Below are 20,869 nucleotides of genomic sequence, written 5' to 3'. Positions count from 1 at the left end.
ACTAGAGATCCCCTTATCTAATTTTTTTTCGCAGACTGCGGGAAAACCTTCCCATGGTCAACACAAAACCCGGCATACCGACCTGATTGTGAAAATGAATTCTACTTCGAAGGCAACAAGCATCTTTCCTCGCGCGGCGACATGCCACGCAAGCCTGCTTTTGTCCGGGCCTTCGATAAACCGCTGTGTCTACTGTTCCGTAGGCAGAGTTTGGTTGCCGCTTTTGGCGGGCGGACTCCATCTCCACCGTATTTGTCCCTAGAATAATACCAAAAAAGGCCGCGAGTCCATGACCCATGCCAGCCCGATTGCATCAAGGCTAATAGATTGAAATTCATCGCCCTTTTGAAAGTTGAGGCGCCCAGTTCGTTTTTTGGTGAAAACTATTTTCGATCTTGGTATCGTGCTGGTATTATCCGCGACCAGGAGAGATGGATCGATGATGGGCAGACCTTCGTACCTCTCCTGGGCAAGCATTCGATCCGGAATGGCGCCAAATGGGTCGGGATCGCCAATATGAATGGCAGCCTGCCCCTCGAAGAGCTGCAATCGGCCAGCGTTGGCCCGCTTTATCTCAAGCTCAAGACCGTCATCGAGAACGCCATCACCGTTGGTCGCTTGAAGCACGGCGATGCCTTGCCGCCTGAACGCGATATCGCCGACGCCGGAGCGATCAGCCGCGTCACCGTTCGCAAGGCGATCGACACGCTGGTCGCCGACGGGGTGCTGGTGCGCCGGCGCGGCTCCGGCACCTTTGTGGTCAAGCCGATCGAACGCCTTCAGCAGCCCTTGTCGCGCCTGACGTCATTTACCGACGACATGCGCCGACGCGGCATGCAGGCCGGATCGCGCTGGATCAGCCGTGGCCTGGTATTTCCAACGCCGGAGGAAACGATGACGCTCGGTCTGGCCAGCGATGCGCGCGTTGCCCGGCTGATTCGCATACGCACGGCCAACGACATGCCCATCGCCCTCGAACGCACCAGCCTGCCCGACGACATTCTTCCCAATCCCGATGTCATCGACGATTCCCTCTATCTGGCGCTGGCGGAGCGCGGCGTGCGGCCGGTGCGGGCCAATCAGCGCATTTCGGCTGTCCTCCTCAAGGACGCGGAGACCCAATTGCTTGGTGTGCCGCCGGGATCGCCGGCGCTGTCCGTGCAGCGCATCGCCTATTTCGATACCGGCCGGGTCATGGAAATGTCGACCGCGCTCTATCGCAACGACGTCTATGACCTCATTGCCGAGCTGACCGTTGGGCAGTGAGTGAACCTCCCCGTTTCAGTGATAAGCCGCCAGAAAGAAGCCTTCCTCAAATGCCTGCACCCTTCGCCGTCACGCGCGGCCGTATTTTCGATGGTTCCACTTTCGTTGACGGACAAGCGCTGATCGTCGAGGGCGTTCGGATCGCGGCCATCGTCCCGGCCGATCAATTGCCGGCCGGCACTGCGGAGGTGGATGCCAAGGGCATGATCGTCTCGCCTGGGTTCATCGACCTGCAGGTCAACGGCGGCGGCGGCGTGCTGTTCAACAACGATCCGAGCGTCGCCGGTATCCGAACCATCTGCGGCGCCCACGCCCGCTTCGGCACCACCGCTCTCATGGCAACGCTGATTACCGACACGCCTGAGGTCGGCGCGGCCGCGATCGCGGCCGGCATCGAGGCGCATCGACAGAAAGTGCCGGGCTTTCTCGGGCTGCATCTCGAAGGCCCGCATCTGTCGGTCGCACGCAAGGGCACCCACGATCCTTCGCTGATCCGCCCCATGGCCGCCACCGATCTTGCCCGACTGATCGGCGCGGCCGGCCTTTTCGGAGAAGCGATCGTCACCATCGCGCCGGAGAGCGTCAGTGCGGAACAGGTCGCCCGGCTGGTCGAAGCCGGCTACGTGGTCAGCCTCGGTCACACCGACACCAAGGCAGCGACCGCGGCGGCCTACATTGCTGCCGGCGCTTCAATGGCAACGCATCTCTTCAATGCCATGAGCCAGATGGCTAACCGCGAGGCCGGGCTGGTGGGGGCGGCACTGGCAAGCGGCCAGATCTCCTGCGGCCTGATCGCCGACGGCTTTCATGTCGCTCCCACGGTGATGCAGGTGGCACTGCGGGCCAAGCAAGGCCCCGGCCGCATCTTCCTGGTGACCGACGCCATGTCGACCATCGGCACGGACCAGACGAGTTTCGAGCTCAACGGTCGCCAAGTCTATCGCGAGGGCGGCCGGTTGACACTCGCCGACGGAACGCTGGCGGGTGCCGATATCGACATGCTGTCCTGCGTTCTCTTCGTGCATCAGCAGCTCGGTCTGCCGCTTGGTGAAGCGATCAACATGGCTTCGCTCTATCCGGCGGGAGCGGTTGGCTGCGCCTCCAAGGGCCAGCTGACCGCCGGCATGGATGCCGACTTCCTGTTGTTGCGAAGCGATCTGTCGCTGGCCGCGACCTATATCGGTGGCGTTTGCGCCTATCATCAATCCGAACCGACAAACACCGATCAATGAGCCTTTGTTTCCACGCCGACCGACACCGGCAACTTTAGTGGCGTCGAATAGGAAGCCGACGGAGGGAGGAGAAGTGGAACAGCAACAAGGCCGTGACGCACGAGGCGCCTTCGTGGCGATCGACTGGGGCACCAGCAGCTTTCGCGCCTGGCTGATGGCCGCCGACGGCACCCCGCTCGCCGAGCGCCGCAGCGACGAAGGCATGCGTCACTGCGCCGCCGCCGGTTTCGAGACGGTGTTTCGGCGTCATGTCACTGCGCTCGGCGGCGACGGACTGCCGGCTCTGATCTGCGGTATGGCCGGCGCCCGCCAAGGCTGGCGAGAGGCGCCCTATCTCCATACACCCACCCGGCTCGATGCCTTGGGCGCCGGGGCCGTCCAGGTCGATATCGACGGCGACGTCCGCATTCTGCCTGGCGTCGCGCAGGCGTCTTCTGATGAACCGGATGTCATGCGGGGCGAGGAAACCCAAATTCTGGGGTCGATCGAGCCGGGGTTTACCGGCCTCGTCTGCATTCCCGGCACCCACAGCAAATGGGTCCGCATCGAGGACGGAGCCATTGTCGATTTCACGACCTATATGACGGGAGAGTTGTTCGCCCTCGTCGCCGAGCACAGCGTGGTATCGCTGGCGCTCGACAAAGAGGTGAACGCCACGCCGGACAGCCCGGCCTTCGCGGCAGGCCTCGCCGCCGCCTTGTCGGGCGATGCCGCCCTCACCTCCTCATTGTTCCGTATCCGCTCGGCCATGTTGCTCGGGTTCGCCGATCGGCATGACGGCACGGCCAAACTATCGGGCTTGCTGATCGGCTCGGAGATTGGCGATGCCGCGCGTCGCCATGGCCGGCAACATCCGGTTCGCCTTATCGCGGCCGGTCCGCTGGCGCGGCTTTACGAGACGGCACTCACCCACGCCGGCTTCACGACGACCACCGCTGATGCCGAACTCGCCTCACGGCGCGGCCTCTCCCGCGTTGCCCTCACCCTTTGGAACAAGCGAGCTTGAACATGGCATCCCCCGTCAATTGGCCGGAACTCCATTATCCGCTGGTCGCCATCCTGCGTGGCATTCATCCGAACGAGGTCGAGGCCATTGGCGACGTGCTGGTCGAGGCGGGCTTCGAAGCCATCGAGGTGCCGCTCAACTCGCCCGATCCGCTTGTTTCCATCGAGCGGCTCGCCCGGCGTCATGGAGATCGCGTTCTCATCGGGGCGGGCACGGTGCTGAGCGCCGCGGACTGCGCCGCCGTTGCCGACGCCGGTGGACGGTTGATGGTCAGCCCCAACGTCGATCCCGAGGTTCTCGCCATGGCAACAAGCCGGGGCATGGTCACGTTGCCCGGCGTCTTGACGCCAACCGAAGCCCTGCTCGCCATTCGCCACGGCGCATCGGCCCTCAAGTTCTTCCCCGCCTCGGTGCTCGGCTCCTCGGGTATCACGGCCATCCGGGCCATCCTGCCCAAGGGCGTGCCGGTGGCGGCCGTCGGTGGCGTCTCCAATGAGACTTTCGCCGACTATGTCGCGGCAGGCATCCGCATTTTCGGTCTGGGCACCGGCCTCTACAAGCCTGGGCGTACGCCGAGCGACGTGGCGGCAGCGGCGGCGGCGGCGACCAGGACCTACGACGCGGCGATTGGCAGATGACAAACAAGGCGCGGAGTCAAAGATAGGCTCGCTGCCCTCAGGCCGCTCGAGGGTCCTCGACTCTCGCGTCGCTCAGCCCGGGCCGAACTCGGCCCGTCTGGCAGTGACGCTATCCGCGATGGCCTCGGCTACCGCGGAGACCCGGCTAGAGCCGGCAAGGTCGGCATGGGTGACCATGAAGACGGGACGTTCCATCAGGCTGCCATCGGGCAGCCGCTCGGCGATCAGGGACAAGCCGGCCAGGCGGCCAAGGAAATGCGGCAGCACCGAAACGCCCAGTCCTTGCCGTACCGCCTCGACCTGCGAGTCGAGGGTGTTGACGGCAAATCGTGGCGTGCCCGGCGTGGCGAAAGTGCGCGACCACGCGAGAACCGTGCCCAGACCAACCTGTTCGGGCCACGAGATATGTCGTGCGGGTCGAGTGCCGTCCGGCGGGCCGTAGAGACCGAACCCCATCATCACCAGTTGGCGCACGCGAAGATGACCATGATCGGGCCGCACCATGCGCAACGCCAGATCGGCATCGCGGCGATGCAGGTTTACCGCCTGCGTGCTGAACAGGATTTCAATGTCGAGGCTTGGATGCGCCATCATCAGCGGCGTCAGTGCCGGTACCAGCAAAGGCGTGATCAGGCTCTCTATGCTGGCAATGCGAACATGGCCGCGAATCTCATCCTGCTCGCCGGCCTCCCGTCGTAATCCAGCCAACGCCTCCTCGGCTGCTTCGGCCCGTGGCATGAGCGCCATGCCCTGATCGGTGAGGCTATAGCCGCTCTGGTGGCGCAGGAAGAGCGGCACGCCGAGCGCCGCCTCGAACCTTTCAATGCGACGGGAGACGGTGGCCACGCCCGCCCGTAATCGGTGGGCGGCGCCGGTCAGGCTGCCCTCACGGGCGAGGGCGAGAAAAATGCGCAGATCGTCCCAGTTCGGCTGCATGATTTTCCGAAATTGAAAAACTGATTTCCTGATTTTTCCATATTCGGCCTGACTTGGAAAGGACATCGTTGGGAAACCGCAGAAACGAGGTTTCCGATGTCCGACATATCCATAGCCAATAGCCGAAACCTGGACATGAGAGCGCTTCTTCTCAGCGCGCTCGCCGCTGTGTTCTGGGGTACGAATTTCGAGGCAACGCGGCTCGTCTTGGCGGAGGTATCACCATGGACCGCCGCCGCATTCCGCTTCGCGCTGGCCGCCATCTCGGCGTTGCTATGGCTTTGGACGATACGAGGGCTCGACCTCAGCGTCCTCAGGCGCAACCTGACAGCCTTTGCAATCTTGGGGCTGATCGGTGTGACCGGTTTCAACGCGGCGCTATTCTTGGGAATGAAAACCTCCAGTCCTGTGACGGCCGCGCTGATCATGGGTACCAGCCCGCTGACGACGAACCTGCTCGATGCCCTGATCAACTGGCGCCGGCCGGCAGGCATGGCATTGGTCGGCATGGGTGTCAGCCTGGTCGGCGTGGCGCTGACGGTCGGCGCGTTTTCAGGCGCGCATTTTGCTACGGGCGACCTGCTGATTGCCGCCGGAAGCCTCGCTTGGGCGCTCTATTCCATCGGATGCCGCCGGTGGGTGAAGGACGCGGCACCGCTGGAAACCACAGTGTGGACCATGGTGTTTGGCGCCTTGGCGCTGGTGGTGATCGCTTTCTTGGCTGAAAGCCCGATCGGGCTCATGGCGGACGCGTCACCGGTGTTCTGGTTGGCGAGCTTGCATATGGCGCTGATCGGCTCAGTGCTGGCCTTCGTCTTCTGGCAGATCGGCATCGCCCAACGTGGCCCGGCCGCAACCTCGGTGTTGTTCAACCTGGTGCCGGTCTCGGCGTTGGTGATCGCCGCCGTGTTCGGGCGAGTGCCTCACTGGTCGCAGGTACTGGGTGTCGCCGTCGCCATCTTCGGGGTGTGGCTCGCAAGTGGAGCCAAACCGGGAAAGGCGCCCCGTTGAAATGGCAAGTTTCGGCAAGATCGTTGTGCAAGGACTGCACCGTGTCTGACAACAAGAAGCCCGGCTTTTGCCGGGCTTCTGGACGACTGTGAGGTCCCCTTCTCTCCCTATTTTTCGCCGACAACCGATGCAGAGAAGCTTCGGATGAGCTCAGTCAGCTCGCCGGGCGATTCCAGCATCGATAGATGCCCGGTGCCCGGCAGCACATGCATGGCAGCGTGTGGGACGCGGGACAGCAGTTCCGCCCTGAGCACGTCCGCCGGATCGACCCGGTCCAGTTCGCCCGTGATCACCATGGTGGGCACGTCGATGTTGCCGACCTCGGCCGCGATATTCTCCTGGCTTGTGCTGCGCGGCCAAGCCTGCTTCGCGGCAGGTGCACCGTTCAGGCTGTCCCGGACCACCGCTTCGTGGTCCTCTCCGGAAAGCGGCTTTGCCGTCAGCACATTGTCGATGGTCGCCTCGATTGCCGCTCGGCTCTCATAGGCGCCGACCATCTCCTCACGCGCTTCAACAGGAAGAGCCATTGGCGTAGGCGGAGAGGGAGCGACCAGCACGAGCCCCATCAATCCGGCGGGACGGCGGGACGCCATCAGTTGGGCGACCTTGCCGCCCATCGAATGACCGATCAGGACGTAGCGATGCAGACTCAGCGCTTCGATGACCCCTTCGGCATCCGCTGCGAGATCCGCCAAAGCATATCCCGAAGCCGGAGCGTCGGACTGGCCCCACCCTCTTTGATCGATGGCAACGGTATGGAAGCTGGTCGCGAGCTCGGCCGTGACGTGCTTCCAGGTGCGAGACGAGCCACCCCAGTAGTGCAGGAAGACAAGCGCCAGATCTCCCTGGCCCCGCTCTTCGACGTGCAGCGTTATTCCGTTCGATGCGATCTTCATTTCCATGCCTCTCGTTTCGGGCCGGCATGTGCCGACACCCACCGAGATAGCCTCGATCGAACGGAGATATAATCAGGCAATTTTTATCACGATCTGATAATATTGTTATCGAAAGGAGCTCAAATGGATCGGTTGACCGGTATGGCGGTTTTCGTGGCGGCGGTGGAGGAAGGCAGCCTTGTCAGCGCCGCGCGGCGCTTCGGCCTGTCGCCGTCCATGGCAGGCAAGCACGTCTCGGCGCTTGAGGCACAGTTGCAAGCCCGGCTGCTTCAGCGCAGCACGCGCATGCTGGTGCTGACCGACGTCGGACGAACCTACTACACGCGCTGCAAACAGATACTTGAAGCCGTCCAAGACGCTGACAACGAGGCACAGGAGGCGCAGGAGAGTGTGCGTGGACTTCTGCGGATTTCGGCTCCTGTCACCTTCAGTGCAATGCACCTGGGCCCGGTGGTGGCGAGCTTCCTCGAGACATACCCAGGCGTCTCCATCGAGACCCTGCTGAGTGACCGCTATATAGACCTGTTGGCGGAAGGTGTGGATGTGGCGATCCGCATCGGCAAGCTGCAGGATTCCGACCTTGTCGCCAAGCGCCTGGCGTCCTGCCGCATGGTGTTCTGCGCTGCGCCGTCATTTTTGGAGCGGCATGGAATGCCGAGAACGATCGACGATCTGCGTCAGGCACCCCGGCTGGTGTTCACCGACGCCGTTTCGCCCGGAGACTGGACGCTGACCGATCCACACGGGCAGGATCACGTCATCGACGGGCCTGTCCGGCTCGCCAGCAATAATATGCAGATGTTGCTGGCGGCGGCGCTGGCTGGAGCAGGCATCGCCTACGGCCCTTCCTTCGTATTCGGACCGTCGATCGTGGCCGGAACGCTTTGCCGTCTTATCCCCGATCACAAGACGTTGGATCTGGCGATCCACGCCGTCTACCCGACGAAGCGCCATACGTCTTTGAAGCTTCGCCGGTTCGTCGAGCACCTCGCGGAACGGATCGGCGACGGCATGCCTTGGGAGCTCTTGCCGACTGCTCGCGATGGTGACGAATAAGCCAGCAACACCCAACGCGAGGAACCTTTTGGACTGCTGCCACGTTTGCAAGCCAGTCACTGATATTTGGCTTCGTGAACGATGTGCCAGCGGCTCTTCAGGGTCGTCAGCCCCTAGCGCTCGGTAGCGAGTCTTGATCGCATCGACACTACTTTTGGGACCAAGCGCCGACGTTGGATGAGGAAGCTGTGCGGAGGAGTCTGGCATGACGCTCAGGGCGGAGGACGTCATCTATCCCACCGAAGCGGGGCTTTACTGCGCGCCGGGGGATTTTTACGTCGACCCGCTCCGCCCGGTTTCGCGCGCGCTGATCACCCACGGCCATTCCGATCATGCCCGTCCCGGCCATGCTGCTGTGATGGCCACCCGTGAGACGCTCGATATCATGGCGATCCGATATGGCGAGGAGTTTGCTTCCAGCCGGCAGATCGCCGAGGGTCCGGTCCGCATCGGCGGTGTGACGGTCAGCTTTCACCCGGCGGGCCATGTGCTCGGATCGAGCCAGATCCTGATCGCCCCCGATCGTGGTCCACGCATCCTGATCTCCGGCGATTACTGCCGTACCCCAAACCCGGTCTGCCAACCCTGGGAGCCGGTTGCCTGCGATATCTTCATTACCGAGGCTACCTTCGGGCTGCCGATCTTCCGTCATCCCAACCCCATGACGGAGGCCGGACGGGTGATTGCCAGCATGGAGGAGTTTCCAGGCCGCCCGCATCTGATCGGGGCCTACGCGCTCGGCAAGGCGCAGCGCGTGATCGCGCTGGCGCGAGCAGCAGGCCATCATGGTCCGATTGCCATCCACGGCGCGCTGAAACGCCTCTGCGACTATCATGTTGAACGGGGAATCGACCTCGGCTCCCTGGTTTCGGCGAGCGATCCCGGCGAGGCGCAGCTCATGCTGGCCCCGCCCTCGGCCTTTGCCTCGCCCTGGGTGCAGCGCTTCCGAGATCCCGTCCTGGCCTACGCATCCGGCTGGATGACCGTTCGCGCCCAAGCCCGTCGGCGTGGCATCGAACTGCCGCTGGTGATCAGCGACCACGTCGACTGGCCACAACTGACCGCTACCATCCGCGAACTGGCTCCGCAGGAGGTCTGGATTACCCATGGCGCCGAGGAAGGCCTGATGCGGTGGTGCGAGCTGGAGGGCATCCCCTCCCGTCCGCTACGGCTGATCGGCTATGAGGACGAGGCGGAATGAAAGCTTTTGCCCGCCTCCTCGAGCGTCTGGCCTTCACGCCTGCCCGCAATGCGAAGCTCACCATACTCTCGCATTACTTCCAGACCACGCCCGATCCCGATCGTGGCTACGCTCTGGCGGCGCTGACCGGCATGCTGGATCTGCGGCAAGTCTCGCCCTCGCTCCTGAAGCGGTTGGCTTCCGAGCGGGTGGACGAGCAGCTTTTCCGTCTGTCCTATGATTTCGTTGGCGACCTGGCCGAGACCATCGCGCTGATATGGCCAACCGAAACGCAGGTCAGCACCGAGGTTTCCCTCTCGCAAGCGGTCACATTGCTGCGCGAGACGGGCAAGCTGGCGCTGCCCGGCGTGATCGCCGAGCTCCTGGATCGGCTGACGCCACCCGAGCGACTGGCGCTCCTGAAACTCGCAACCGGTAATCTGCGGATCGGCGTCTCGGTGCGGCTCGCCCGCGCGGCGCTGGCGATGGGCACACCGCGCGGCAGCGAAGAAATCGAGGAAATCTGGCACGGCCAAACCGCTCCTTTCCTGCCGCTCTTCACCTGGCTGGCGGGCGGTCCTTCCCCCGCCGCGGCAACCGCGCCGTTTCGACCGGTGATGCTCGCGACGCCGATTACACCGGAAGAACTCACATCGCTTGACCCCACCGAGCATATTGCCGAATGGAAATGGGACGGTATCCGCGTCCAGGCCGTTGCCGAAGGCGGGGTGCGCAAGCTTTATACCCGCGCGGGTGAGGAGATCAGCGCCGCTTTTCCCGACATCATCGAGACGATGACGTTCGAGGGTGCCGTGGATGGGGAATTACTGGTCCGCCGCGGCGCCGAGACCGCCCCCTTCGCCGATCTCCAAAAGCGGCTCGGCCGCAAAGCAGTCAGCCGCGCCATGCTGCAAAGCCATCCGGCAGCGCTCATGCTCTACGATATCCTGACCTGGAATGGCGAGGATCTGCGCGCCCTGCCACTTTCCATCCGGCGCTCCCGCCTCGAAGCCGCACAGTTCGACAGTCCTCGAATAGAGCTGTCGCCGCTTCTCCCCTTCAAGACCTGGGAGGAACTCACGGAGATACGTGCCGCGCCGCATTCCCCAGTGATTGAGGGCGTGATGATCAAGCGTCTCGACACGCCATATATCGCCGGTCGTCCACGCGGCCCTTGGTTCAAGTGGAAACGCGACCCCATGGTGATCGACGCGGTGCTGCTCTATGCGCAGTCCGGGCACGGGAAACGCTCCGGTTTCTACAGCGATTTCACGTTTGGGCTATGGGAAGGCGAAGAGCTGATCCCGGTCGGCAAGGCCTATTTCGGCTTCACCGACGAGGAACTCCGCGAACTCGACCGCTTCGTGTGCAAGAACACCGTCCAGCGCTTTGGCCCGGTGCGCCAACTCGCGCCGAAACTGGTGGTCGAGGTGGCCTTCGAGGGACTGAACGTGTCGCAGCGCCACCGCTCCGGCATCGCGATGCGCTTTCCCCGCATCTCGCGCATCCGGACCGACAAGCCGGCAACCGAGGCCGACCGGCTTGAGACGCTGAGGGCCATGCTGTGACGCATGGGCATCAATGGTCCGAGATCACCAGCAGCCTTGGCACCAGCGCGCGGATTGTCGCGACCGTCTCTCGGTCCAGAGCCTTCAGCCAGCGCTTGGGTATCGCGTTGAGGCCATAGGTCGCGCCGGCGAGCGCACCGGCAATGGCGCCGGCGGTGTCGGCGTCGCCCCCCTGATTGACCACGCGGATCAGGCAGTCCTCGAAGGAAGCCGTCGAGAAATAGCCATCGAATGCCGTCTGCAGGGTGTCGACCACATAAGCCGATGACATGCCCGAATAGGGAACAAAACGGAAGGTCGGATAGCGCCCAACCAATTGCTCGGCCAGCTCCATTGCGACCGCCTTCCCATCGCCAGCAAGCAACGCAACGACCATGGCAGCCAGCGTTTCGCAGGCGGCGTCGGACAGAGGATGATTGTGGGTGGTGTGTGCCTGCTCCACCGCCCAGTGTCGTGCCCGCTCCGCGTTACGATGGTTGGCGATGGCTACCGGCAGAAAGCGCATCGCAGCGCCGTTGCCGGCGTCTCCCTCATTGACCTGTCCCGTGACAAGACCGCGCTGGATGTAGCGGCGGATGCCGCGTCGGCAGGTATTGCCAACATCGAGCGGACCCGATCGAAGCCAGGTGGCAAACTCCTCGCAGAGGTCGGTCAAATCGAGACCATTCCTGCGGACGAGCGAGTTGCCGAGCGCGATTGCCATCGCCGTATCGTCGGTCACCGCACCGGCTTTGAGATGGAGCCAACCACCACCGACGATGTCCCGGAGCACGCCGTGTTCGGCGGCAATCTCGCGCCGGGTCATGAACTCGACGGTCGCACCGAGCGCGTCACCAATGGCCAACCCCAAAAAGGCGGCAAGGGCCCGGTCTTCCACCGGCAGCCCTGTCATGCCGACTTCCTCGATCGTCGTAAGGCGAAATGACAAATCGTCATGGCATCACACAAAGCTCGTAGTCACCGCCGATCACTAGGAACTCGCCCTCCCCCTTCAATGGGTGAGAGGCCAAAATCGTATTGAAAAACAGGATCTTTTCGCGCGGTACCTGCGCCATCAGAACGACGTCGCCAAAACAGTCGGCGATCTGCCGTTCCGCGGTGAAAGACGAGAGGCTATTGAGGCGCATCACCAGTCTTCGCCGATCAAGTTTCGCTTTGATCGGGTGCTCATGGAAATCATTGACGCCACGAAAAAGCGTGACGTGACTTTCTTCGGGGAAGGCAAAGCGGCGAAGGGTCCACTGGCAGAATTCATAAAGCAGATCGAGCTGCGCCATGATCGAGTTGTTGTGGAAGCGGCTGGACATCTTCTCGGTGACATAGGTCGCCCAGGCATCAGGGGCCAGCCTGACCAACCGCTCCTTGTGAAAGGTCGGGAAAATGCCGAAACGGCTCTCAACCCACCCTTTCAGCACAGCGCCTTCCGGACTGTTGCTGTCATAACCCCAGCCCTTGATGAGGCGCAGATAGGACGAGCGGAAGCGCCGACGCCCGCTCCTTTCGCCCGGCTCGCGCTGCTCCTGATCGATGCCGAACATCGCCATCATGTAGTTGGTGAAGGCTTCGCCCGCCTCGCCCAAATCACCGGCGAGTTCAAGCATCTCGAACAAGCCGCCGTTCATTTCGCGGACGCCGGAAATATGGGTAGGCAATGGTCGCGCGTTGAACGCGACACCAGCCAGGATCCGCGTCGGCAATCCGACGAGGTTGGTCGAATGGCCGATCAGGTCGTCAGCTGGCGCGGTATCGATTTCTTCGCGACCCATCCCCAGGAACTCAGACGCCGTCGATCGGCCGGAGTATATCGTCAAGCGCTACGAACGGCCGGCTCGGCGACGCGGCCGGCCGGTTGGGGTCGCGATCCTTCAGCACTTTGAAAAGACGTGTCTCCAGCGGCGAGGCGCCCGCCAGCTGTCGATAGGCGCGTTCGAGCATCGAGCGGGCACGGGCAGCGGCGACGGCGTCGGGCAGCCCCTCGAGATCGTCACCAACGAGTAACTCTCCCATGCGCCTGAGGACATGCAGGCGGCAGATGGCGAGGCGTTCAGGCTCGAAACGGACGCCAAGAGCCTCGAAAAACTCCTCGGCCGACGAGAGTTGCTTAAGGCGGGTGAGAATGTTGGTGACATCGGGAATGGGGCGGTCGATCGGGCAGGACATGGGTTCCTCCTTCAAAAAACGGCAGCGACAAGGGCGGCGTGCAGGCGTTCGAGTTCGCCGGGGGTGAGCGCCCGCTTGCGTTCGACGGCGGCCCGCCGCACCGCCGCGACCAGCGGCGCCGCAAGGTTTGGATCGAGAGCGATGCCGCGACGGGCGAGGACATGAGCCAGCGCCCGGCCGCCGGAGTGCTTGCCAACCACGATCGCATGGCTGCGGCCAAGCAATGCCGGGTCGAGGCCCTGATAGGTCTCGGCCTTTTTGATCAGACCAGCGACGTGCAGGCCGCTTTCATGGGTAAAAACGTCACTGCCCACGATCGCCTTGGCGGGCGGTATGCTGCGGCCGGCGGCGGTGGCGACGAGGTTGGCCAATGGCTGCAATGCTGGCAGGCGAACGCCCGCGCTCCGTCCGTCAAGACGCAGCAGTGCCACAGCGACTTCCTCGAGCGCGGCATTGCCGGCCCGCTCGCCGAGACCGAGCACGGTCACCGAAGCATCGGTACAGCCGGCGCGCAGGGCGGCGAGCGTGTTGGCGGTGGCGAGACCGAGATCGTTGTGGCCGTGGAATTCGAGGGCGAGCGTAGTACGGGCACGCAACGAAGCCACAAGCGCCGTGGTCGACATCGGATCGAGCACGCCGACGGTGTCGGCAATCCTGAGGCGGGTGCCGCCAGCGGCCTCCACCGCCTCGGCCATGGCCGCGAGATGGTCGGGATCGGCCCGCGAGGCATCCTCGGCACCTACCGAGACCGTAAAACCGAGGTCAAGGGCCATGGGCACGTAACGGCGGATGCGAGCGACGGCCTGCTGCCGGTTGATGCCGAGCTTGGCGGCGAGTTGCAGGTCGGAGGCGGGGATCGACAGGTTGATGGCCGGCGCGCCGGTGCGAACGGCGGCAGCGAGATCGGCGTCGCACATGCGGCACCAGACGGCAATGCGCGTCGGCAGCGCCAGAGCGACCACGGCCGCGATGCCGGCAATCTCGTCATCGCCCATGGCCGGCGTACCGACCTCGATCTCGGCAACGCCGGCATCGGCAAGGGCCTCGGCGATGGAGAGTTTCTCGGCAATGGTGAAAGCGACGCCCGGCGCCTGTTCGCCATCGCGCAACGTCGTATCGTTGATGCGACTGTCGGTCACGCCGCAGCCTCCGCAAGAGGGACGCGTGCCTCCCGCGCGATGGAGGGCAACACCGTCAGCAGACGGTCGATGTCGGCGTCGCTATTGAATCGGGAGAGCGAAAAGCGGATCGTCGAGCGGGCAAAACCGCCCTGCCCCATGGCAACCAGAACGCGGCTCGGCTGCCGACCGCCGGCGGCACAGGCCGAGCCAGCCGAGGCGGCAACGCCCGCACGATCCAGGCGATCGAGCATCATCTCGGCGTCGGCGCCGGGAAAGGCTAGGCAAGCCGTGTTGGCCAAGCGGTGATGACGGTCGCCGAGGACGACGACATCCGGTAAGACCGCGGCAATCGTTGCTTCGAGGCGATCGCGCAGTGCAGCGAGACAGGTCCTATCAGCCTCAGTCCGCACTAGGCTGGCAGCGACGCCGAAGCCGACGATGCCCGGTACATTCTCGGTGCCGGCCCGGCGGCCACGCTCTTGTCCACCGCCGGTAACAAGACTTGAAAACGGCGTGCCGTGCCGCAAGTAGAGTGCACCGACACCCTTGGGACCATGCAGTTTGTGGGCGGACAGCGAGGCCATGTCGACGCCACTGGCGGTCACGCCGATGTCCGTCCGGCCGGCCGCTTGTACCGCGTCGGTATGAAAGAGCGCGCCGACGGCATGAGCGGCCGGGACGAGGTCGGGAATTGGGAATAGCGTGCCAGTCTCATTATTCGCACTCATCAACGTAACGAGGGCGACGTCGGAGCCAAGGGCCGCCTGGTAGGCCTCAAGATCAAGCCGACCGCAGCCATCGACGGGCACGCGGCGAACGGCAACGCCATCGATCGTCGCCAGTTGATTGAGTGTGGCATGGATCGACGCGTGCTCGATGGTGGAGGTCACCACCGTGTGCCGGCCGGGCCGGGCAGCCAACGAAGCACGGATGGCGGTGAGGTTGCTTTCGCTGCCGCCGGATGTGAAGAGGATCTCGTCAGGCCGGCTGGCCCCGATCAGCGCCGCGACGTCGCCGCGAGCGGCTTCCAGAGCGCGCCTTGCCGCTCGGCCGGCCGAATGACCGGAAGACGGATTGCCGGGAAGGTCCATCGACGCCACCAGCATCGCTTCGGCGACGCGAGGATCGATCGGCGTCGTGGCGTTGGCGTCGAGATAAACGAGGCTCTGCATCGGCACCTCTCAACAGAAGGACTTGCCGCAGGAGCAGCGAGAGGCAGCGTTGGGATTGTCGAAGACGAAGCCCGATCGCTCGATGCCATTGACAAAGTCGACCACCAGGCCGGGCACATGCCGCTGGGTGAGCGCGTCGAGGTAGAGCCGGATGCCGGATTGCTCCAACACGAGGTCGCCGGGTCGTTCGTCCTTCTCAAGGCCCATGCGATATTGGAGGCCAGCACAGCCGCCGGCTTCGACGACAATGCGCAAGCCTTCGGCGTGTTCGCCGGCGCCGGCGAGTGCGGCTCGAACGGCATTGGCGGCGCTTTCGGTCAGTTCGATCATGGTTCTGTCCTTCTTGCTTCAGGAGAACGAAGGGTCGACAGACACTTTGCATGAGGCATGCCACCGCCTAACCATTTGAAATTTCACGAGTTGTAGCCCGCCTTGTCGGAAAACCGACATGTCTTCCGGGGCGGCTCAGGCGGCCTCCTCGATGCGCCGACGCAAACCAGCAAGGCGGCTGAGGCCATCCTCGGCACCGAAACAATCGATGAAGTCGGAACACACGGAGCAGGACGGCGCCGCGCAAAGCGAGAAACCTTCCGCCTCGCAAAGCACGCGGTAGAAGTATTTCTTCCAGCGCATGTTGCCGGTGTTGCCGGCGTGTAGCGTTCGGAAATGACGGGCGAGCAAACGGTTGAGCTCACCGCGATCGTTAAGGCCGAGATCCTGCCAGAGATGGTCGGGCCGCATGGCCCGGCGCGCAATCAGAGAGGCAAGCCAGCTGGAGACGGGCTCGGGACCAGAGCGATGGGCCAACAGCAGATCGGCGAGGAGTGTTTCCTCTTCCGAAGGGACGCCTGGCGCGAGACCGTCGAGGCGGGAAACCGCATAGCCCGGGAAATGACATTCCAAGAGGCGGCTGATCTCGGCGGGTGAAAGACCGAGCCCATCGGCAACGCAGACGCCGGGCGCTTCCGCCTCGGTCAGCGCCGCCGCGAGAATGGCCGCCAGCACATGACCATCGAAAGCCTCCGCCTCGCCATGGACCCATCGGGCAGCGGCGCGGAGCGCGACATAGTGGTGGGCAAAGGTCGACTCCGGCATGTGTCACCTCCTTCAACTCTGTCGGAAACCCGACAAGGCAAAGGCTCGCCTGTCGGATTCCCAAGGTGGTCGAAGAGGGACAGCGCAAAGGCCGTGCCGTGATCAGTCGGCAGCAAAGGTGACGGCGACGTCGCGCGGACGAGCGGTATAGGGCCAGGAGGTCACGAGAAGATCGGCACCGGCCGAGACATAAGCGGCAGCGTTATTGGGATTGATGCCACCAGCCGCGGCGAGGCGCGCACGGCGCCCTCTTTCCGGCAGACGGGCGACAAGCTCGGCGACCGCTTCAGGCGTGAATTTCTCGAGCTGCACCACGTCGAAGCCTGCGACAGCCGCCTCGGCCGCCTCGTCGATCGTGCTCACCTCGACGGCGAGCGCCTTCTCGGGCTGGGTCCGCCGGAGACGCTTGGCAATCTCGCCAAGGCTCTCGCCAGCCAGAAACAACCGATGCTCGTCGAAGATCAGGATGGTCTCCGACAGCCCGTGTCGGTGCAGGATGCCGCCACCGGCCCGAACGGCGAGTTGCGACAGGGCACGCGCGCCCGGTACCGTCTTGCGCGTGGTGGCGACCGGAACTGGTGCCGCCGCGTCGACCACGGCGCGGGTGGCCGTGGCGATACCGGAGAGGATTTCAAGGAGCGTTTGCGCCGCTTTCCAGGCGCGGTGCAGATCGGCTGCCGGCCCGCGCGCCTCCAGGATCGGAGCCCCGGCGGACAGCTGATCGCCATCGCGGGCGTGAAGGACGACGGTAAGGCCATCCATCATCTTTGCCGCCACCTCGACGCCAGCGAGCACCATGTCGTGGCGCGCCGCAAAGACCATGCGACCGGGACGATCGCCAATGCCGAGGGCGTCGGTGGTGAGATCACCGGCGGGCACATCCTCTGCCAGCAGGCGTTCTAGGTCGGCGCGCGAGATCACAGTTCGATGCCGATCATCACGTCGGACGCCTTGATGATGGCGGCAGCCTCCAGGCCGACCATCAGGCCCAGATCGTCGGCCGCCTCATTGGTGATCGAGGCGGTAACCACCATGCCTTCGACGATCTCGACCTTGACGTGAGTGGTTGTGGCGCCCCTGGTGAGGGCCACTACTTTGCCTTTCAGTATGTTGCGTGCCGAAAGTCGCATGATCGTCTCCTTGGTTTCGTGAGAACTATTCTTCGTTATATAGCTACGATCATAACGTTCAAGGCAGTTGGCCCGACCTTTGCGATGCAGCCTTCGTCGCAATCCCGCCTCCGACAGGGAGACCTCCATGACCCGCCGCCTGCTCGACCGCTTTCCGGCCTTTGATCCCGCCTGGATCAACGCTTCCGAGCTCGCGGCGATCGTTTTCGAGGAGGGAGCGTCGGTGGATCATCTCATCGCCTTCTTCGCGGACGAACTCCAGACAGCTGGACGGCGGGTCGGTGGTGTCGTTCATCTGCCCGACGACGAGGAGTCGCCGAGCAGAGAGGTCACGATGGTCGATCTCGCGTCGGGGGACCGCTGGCAGCATGCGCGAGCCGCTATCGATCCGATCGCTCTCGCCATGGCGACATGGCGCATTCTCTCCGCCATCGAGGCCCGCGCTGATCTCGCTGTTATCCCCCGCTTCGGAACGAATGAAATCGCCGGCAGTGGCCATGCGGATGCCTTCGGTACGCTCGCCGCCTTCGGCCTTCCCGTCCTGACGGCGGTCCGGCGGGAGGACGTGGATGCCTGGTTACGATTTACCGGCGGGATCGGCACGCTGCTCGCCTGCCGCCTGCGCGTGGTGCGCGCCTGGTGGCAGGAGACCGATGACCGGCGGCAGAAGATCTTGGCCCGCACGGCAGCAGAAAGAGGCAACGTGGTGCCGCTCCTGCCGATCTTCGGATGATGGAAAGGAGAGCGCCTCAAGCCGCGAGCTTATCGGGCGCGACGTGGCTCTGGCAGTTCTTCGGACAGACGCGGGCGCAGGCGTTGCAGCCGATGCAGGCGCCGTCGTTGTCGGCGACCATGATCTTACGGTTGAGCTCGCCGTCGAAATCGTCGTCATCGTCCTCGACCACCTTGCCAAGGATTTCGCCCTCCTCGTCGACGCCGTAGAGGTGCATGACGTCGCGATCGCAAACCTTGAAACAGCGGGCGCAACCGATGCATGCGTCGCCATTGATCGAGACGAGGAACAGTGGCGTCCAGGGGCTGCCGTCGCGGGTGGTGTAGTCGGCCATCAATATCTCCAGCTCGGATGGTTCGGGACAGGTGGTGTCAGAGGTCGGCGACCTCGGGGAAGCGGCCGATCATGGCGGTGGCCTCATCGACCATCTTGCCGCCGGCGGCGGCCAGCGCCGCAAAGTCATCGAAGCCAAAACGATGAACGTCGCGCAGCGTCTTGGAGATCACCACCAGGCGGCCGGCGGTCAGCAGCACGCGGCCGAAACCTTCGTGGTTGAGTTTCAGGATTGGCGAGGCAAGCCGGCCGGTTGCCTGTTCGACGGCGAGGCCAACGGCACCATAGAAGGCCTCGACGCGGTCGATGATATCGGGATCGGGATCGTCGATGATCGGCCGTGACCGTCGTTCCTCGCGGCTGACGACAAACTCGGCCAGCACCTCGGCGTCGGATTTCCGTTCCCACACACCGTGACTATCGGCGGCGCGAACGAGGCGGGCCAGCGTCTTCACGAAGGGATGGTCGAGAGCGGCTGGTGGGGCGGCTATCTCACTCATGCTCAGTCATCCTCGAAATCGGGTCTGGGGGCACCGACACCGGCCGCCTGCAATACCTTGCGGAGCCAGGGAGGCGGGCTGCCGGTCAGCATGGCGCGCACCTTTTCCAGCACGTCATCGATGGCTGCGGCCTGCGCCTTGATCGGATGGATGTGGCTCGCCACCGCCTTGGCGGCGGCCGGGCCACCTATGGCCAGGCAGAACAGCAGATGACAGCCGGCGAGCGCCTCCACCTTCGGCGTGATGCGGTCGTCGCCGTCGGTACGGTGCGTACCGTCGCCATCGGTGTTTCCCTCGAACTCGACGGCTTCAACGAAGCTCCAGCCCGACGGCGTCACGTCGTAAATGGCGAATTTGGGCGCCGATCCGAAATGGGCGTTCAAGCCCTTGAGATCGGTGGACGCGATGGCCACGCGCACCGCGCCGGGCGGTGGTGCGGCATCGGTTGCCGCGTCAGTGTCGACGAGGCTCAGGCGACGGACGGCTGTCATGGAGTGTCTCCCGATTTCGGAGCGGATTGAGGCTTTCAGGGGTGACGTGGTGGTGGTCGGCGGCAATCAGCGTGTTTGCCACCTCGAAGATCAGGTCGCGCGTGCCTTCGTAGAGCGCGCTGCGGCGATGCTGAGCACCCAACCGATCGAAGATCGGGAAGCCGACCCGGAACAGAGGTATGCCCAGCCTTTCCGACGCTTGTCGGCCATGGGCATGGCTGACCAGCAGATCGACGCCGCTGGCGCGATCTTCAAGATCGCCAAGGTCGCCGACCATCACCTCGGCCGGCACGGCTCCCAGAATGGGATTGTCCGGGGTCGATGCGATGGCGACGGGTATCTCGGCGCCCATCTCGGCGAAGAAGCTCGCCATCTGGTAGAGGAGGTCCGGCTCGGCGGCGACAGCGATCTTGCGACCGCCGAAGTGGAAATGGCCGTCCAGCATGGCATCCTGAAGCTGCGAGCGGCGACGGTGGATCGAAGCAGGGACAGGTCGACCTGAAAGCCGGGCCAGCAGAGATATAAAGCGGTCAGTGGCGGCAAGGCCGGTCAGCGTCGGCAGCAGCGTATAGGCAAGGCCGGTTTTCCGGCGTAGCGCTTCGGCCGGGTGGCGCATGTGCTCGCCGATGGCAATGCAATGGCAGGCGGCGCCCAAGGATTCGATATCGGCGACCGGGGTTCCGCCATAGGTGGAGGGGATCCAGCGATCGGGCACCGTGCCGTCGAGCGAACCGGAGATATCCGGCAGGATCACCGGCGTCAGGCCGAAAGCCTCCACAGTCTGGCGCAGAGTTTCGATGTCGCCGACCGTGAAGTGGCTGGGCGCAAGGATGACGAGGCGTTCGGGGTCGCGCCGCGTCGTCGGCCGGGTCAGTGTCTCGATCGTCGCCGTGACGGCGGCGCTCCAACCTTCCTCAATCGAGCCTTTGAAATCGGGGGTTCCGGCGAGAACGACGTGGCAGTCGCCGAGTTCTTCGGCACGGCGGCTGCGGATGGCGGCGAGGTCGGCGGCAAAGTCCTCGCCACGCGTCTCGACCAACGCCGTGGTGCAGACGCCGATCAGCTTGGGGTTGGCGCGCGTCCGGATGTTGACGATGGCTTCTTCCAGGTGGTCGGCGCCACCCAACACCGTCGACACCTCATTCATGGCGGTCGTCTGGATGGGGATGGTTTCCTTGAAGTGGCGCACGAACAGCACGAGCGCGAAGGCCGTGCAGCCCTGGCTGCCGTGGAGAAGCGGCATGGCGCCCTCGATGCCGAGGAAGGCATAGGCGGCGCCGAGCGGTTGCGACGACTTCAGCGGATTGGTGGAGAGGACACGGGCTTCACTTGCGGGCATCACCGT

Annotated in this window: 24 protein-coding genes; 9 read left to right on the top strand and 15 right to left on the bottom strand. The window is 64.0% G+C overall.

What is annotated here, in order from left to right; all coding sequences use genetic code 11:
- Window positions 1-516 precede the first annotated feature (516 nt).
- The 4 genes from G522_RS0110785 (at window position 517) to G522_RS0110770 (ending at window position 4,142) form a co-directional block, all read left to right on the top strand.
- Window positions 517-1,266, top strand: a complete 750-nt coding sequence (locus G522_RS0110785; RefSeq protein WP_026791045.1) for a GntR family transcriptional regulator — start codon at window positions 517-519, stop codon at window positions 1,264-1,266.
- A gap of 50 nt (window positions 1,267-1,316) precedes the next feature.
- Complete coding sequence (gene nagA / locus G522_RS0110780) at window positions 1,317-2,498, top strand: N-acetylglucosamine-6-phosphate deacetylase (RefSeq protein ID WP_026791044.1); 1,182 nt, start codon at window positions 1,317-1,319, stop codon at window positions 2,496-2,498.
- Window positions 2,499-2,571: 73 nt separating this feature from the next.
- Complete coding sequence (locus G522_RS0110775) at window positions 2,572-3,504, top strand: 2-dehydro-3-deoxygalactonokinase (protein WP_026791043.1); 933 nt, start codon at window positions 2,572-2,574, stop codon at window positions 3,502-3,504.
- Between the two features lie 2 nt (window positions 3,505-3,506).
- Window positions 3,507-4,142, top strand: a complete 636-nt coding sequence (locus G522_RS0110770) for a 2-dehydro-3-deoxy-6-phosphogalactonate aldolase (protein ID WP_026791042.1) — start codon at window positions 3,507-3,509, stop codon at window positions 4,140-4,142.
- Between the two features lie 72 nt (window positions 4,143-4,214).
- On the opposite strand, the gene G522_RS0110765 is transcribed toward G522_RS0110770, so the two are convergent.
- Window positions 4,215-5,078 (bottom strand): LysR family transcriptional regulator, encoded by an 864-nt coding sequence (locus G522_RS0110765; protein WP_026791041.1) that lies wholly within the window; start codon window positions 5,076-5,078, stop codon window positions 4,215-4,217.
- Between the two features lie 135 nt (window positions 5,079-5,213).
- On the opposite strand from G522_RS0110765, the gene G522_RS0110760 reads away from it, so the two are divergent.
- Window positions 5,214-6,089 (top strand): DMT family transporter, encoded by an 876-nt coding sequence (locus G522_RS0110760; protein ID WP_210162914.1) that lies wholly within the window; start codon window positions 5,214-5,216, stop codon window positions 6,087-6,089.
- Window positions 6,090-6,196: 107 nt separating this feature from the next.
- On the opposite strand, the gene G522_RS0110755 is transcribed toward G522_RS0110760, so the two are convergent.
- Window positions 6,197-6,985, bottom strand: coding sequence for an alpha/beta fold hydrolase (locus G522_RS0110755; protein ID WP_026791039.1), 789 nt, complete (start codon window positions 6,983-6,985; stop codon window positions 6,197-6,199).
- A gap of 123 nt (window positions 6,986-7,108) precedes the next feature.
- Here G522_RS0110755 and G522_RS0110750 point away from each other — a divergent pair, with 123 nt between their 5' ends.
- The 3 genes from G522_RS0110750 to G522_RS0110740 all read left to right on the top strand — a co-directional run bounded on the left by G522_RS0110750 (window position 7,109) and on the right by G522_RS0110740 (window position 10,789).
- Window positions 7,109-8,041: a LysR family transcriptional regulator gene (locus tag G522_RS0110750; protein ID WP_026791038.1), complete on the top strand. Its 933-nt coding sequence runs from the start codon at window positions 7,109-7,111 to the stop codon at window positions 8,039-8,041.
- A gap of 205 nt (window positions 8,042-8,246) precedes the next feature.
- Window positions 8,247-9,242, top strand: coding sequence for a ligase-associated DNA damage response exonuclease (locus G522_RS0110745; protein WP_026791037.1), 996 nt, complete (start codon window positions 8,247-8,249; stop codon window positions 9,240-9,242).
- A complete protein-coding gene (locus G522_RS0110740) occupies window positions 9,239-10,789 on the top strand; it encodes a cisplatin damage response ATP-dependent DNA ligase (RefSeq protein WP_026791036.1) in 1,551 nt (516 codons plus the stop codon). Before G522_RS0110745 ends, G522_RS0110740 begins: the two co-directional genes overlap by 4 nt.
- A gap of 10 nt (window positions 10,790-10,799) precedes the next feature.
- Here the strand turns inward: G522_RS0110740 and draG are convergent, their stop codons facing one another.
- The 9 genes from draG to G522_RS0110695 form a co-directional block, all read right to left on the bottom strand.
- Complete coding sequence (gene draG, locus G522_RS0110735; protein ID WP_026791035.1) at window positions 10,800-11,681, bottom strand: ADP-ribosyl-[dinitrogen reductase] hydrolase; 882 nt, start codon at window positions 11,679-11,681, stop codon at window positions 10,800-10,802.
- A 40-nt stretch (window positions 11,682-11,721) separates the two neighbouring features.
- Complete coding sequence (locus G522_RS0110730; protein WP_051228526.1) at window positions 11,722-12,555, bottom strand: NAD(+)--dinitrogen-reductase ADP-D-ribosyltransferase; 834 nt, start codon at window positions 12,553-12,555, stop codon at window positions 11,722-11,724.
- 10 nt (window positions 12,556-12,565) lie between these two features.
- Window positions 12,566-12,949: a nitrogenase stabilizing/protective protein NifW gene (gene nifW, locus G522_RS0110725; protein WP_026791033.1), complete on the bottom strand. Its 384-nt coding sequence runs from the start codon at window positions 12,947-12,949 to the stop codon at window positions 12,566-12,568.
- Window positions 12,950-12,960: 11 nt separating this feature from the next.
- Window positions 12,961-14,088 carry a homocitrate synthase gene (gene nifV / locus G522_RS26465; protein WP_036838867.1) on the bottom strand — a complete coding sequence of 376 codons (1,128 nt, stop codon included), beginning with the start codon at window positions 14,086-14,088 and terminating at the stop codon, window positions 12,961-12,963.
- Window positions 14,085-15,242 carry a cysteine desulfurase family protein gene (locus tag G522_RS0110715; RefSeq protein WP_026791032.1) on the bottom strand — a complete coding sequence of 386 codons (1,158 nt, stop codon included), beginning with the start codon at window positions 15,240-15,242 and terminating at the stop codon, window positions 14,085-14,087. Before G522_RS0110715 ends, nifV begins: the two co-directional genes overlap by 4 nt.
- 9 nt (window positions 15,243-15,251) lie before the next feature.
- Entirely contained in the window at window positions 15,252-15,572 is a 321-nt protein-coding gene (locus G522_RS0110710) for an iron-sulfur cluster assembly accessory protein (RefSeq protein WP_026791031.1), read from the bottom strand.
- Between the two features lie 135 nt (window positions 15,573-15,707).
- A complete protein-coding gene (locus G522_RS0110705) occupies window positions 15,708-16,337 on the bottom strand; it encodes a nitrogen fixation protein NifQ (RefSeq protein ID WP_026791030.1) in 630 nt (209 codons plus the stop codon).
- A 102-nt stretch (window positions 16,338-16,439) separates the two neighbouring features.
- Window positions 16,440-17,258 carry a ModD protein gene (modD, locus tag G522_RS0110700; RefSeq protein ID WP_026791029.1) on the bottom strand — a complete coding sequence of 273 codons (819 nt, stop codon included), beginning with the start codon at window positions 17,256-17,258 and terminating at the stop codon, window positions 16,440-16,442.
- Window positions 17,255-17,467: a TOBE domain-containing protein gene (locus tag G522_RS0110695; RefSeq protein WP_026791028.1), complete on the bottom strand. Its 213-nt coding sequence runs from the start codon at window positions 17,465-17,467 to the stop codon at window positions 17,255-17,257. Before G522_RS0110695 ends, modD begins: the two co-directional genes overlap by 4 nt.
- Before the next feature lie 127 nt (window positions 17,468-17,594).
- Here G522_RS0110695 and G522_RS0110690 point away from each other — a divergent pair, with 127 nt between their 5' ends.
- Window positions 17,595-18,200: a DUF2478 domain-containing protein gene (locus G522_RS0110690; RefSeq protein WP_026791027.1), complete on the top strand. Its 606-nt coding sequence runs from the start codon at window positions 17,595-17,597 to the stop codon at window positions 18,198-18,200.
- Window positions 18,201-18,216: 16 nt separating this feature from the next.
- Here G522_RS0110690 and fdxB read toward each other — a convergent pair whose 3' ends face one another.
- The 4 genes from fdxB to nifN are packed head-to-tail and all read right to left on the bottom strand — an operon-like array spanning window position 18,217 to window position 20,863.
- The gene (gene fdxB / locus G522_RS0110685) at window positions 18,217-18,534 is read right to left on the bottom strand and encodes a ferredoxin III, nif-specific (protein ID WP_036838865.1); all 318 of its coding nucleotides are present in this window, start codon (window positions 18,532-18,534) and stop codon (window positions 18,217-18,219) included.
- A 37-nt stretch (window positions 18,535-18,571) separates the two neighbouring features.
- Complete coding sequence (locus tag G522_RS0110680; protein ID WP_026791025.1) at window positions 18,572-19,033, bottom strand: NifX-associated nitrogen fixation protein; 462 nt, start codon at window positions 19,031-19,033, stop codon at window positions 18,572-18,574.
- Window positions 19,034-19,035: 2 nt separating this feature from the next.
- The gene (gene nifX / locus G522_RS0110675; RefSeq protein WP_026791024.1) at window positions 19,036-19,524 is read right to left on the bottom strand and encodes a nitrogen fixation protein NifX; all 489 of its coding nucleotides are present in this window, start codon (window positions 19,522-19,524) and stop codon (window positions 19,036-19,038) included.
- Window positions 19,487-20,863, bottom strand: a complete 1,377-nt coding sequence (gene nifN / locus G522_RS0110670; protein WP_036838863.1) for a nitrogenase iron-molybdenum cofactor biosynthesis protein NifN — start codon at window positions 20,861-20,863, stop codon at window positions 19,487-19,489. Before nifN ends, nifX begins: the two co-directional genes overlap by 38 nt.
- Window positions 20,864-20,869: the final 6 nt, after the last annotated feature.

This window comes from Pleomorphomonas oryzae DSM 16300, assembly GCF_000422965.1.
Taxonomy (GTDB): Bacteria; Pseudomonadota; Alphaproteobacteria; order Rhizobiales; family Pleomorphomonadaceae; genus Pleomorphomonas; species Pleomorphomonas oryzae.
The sequence above is the reverse complement of the archived record's forward strand: the minus strand, read 5'-3'. Positions and strand labels throughout refer to the sequence as shown.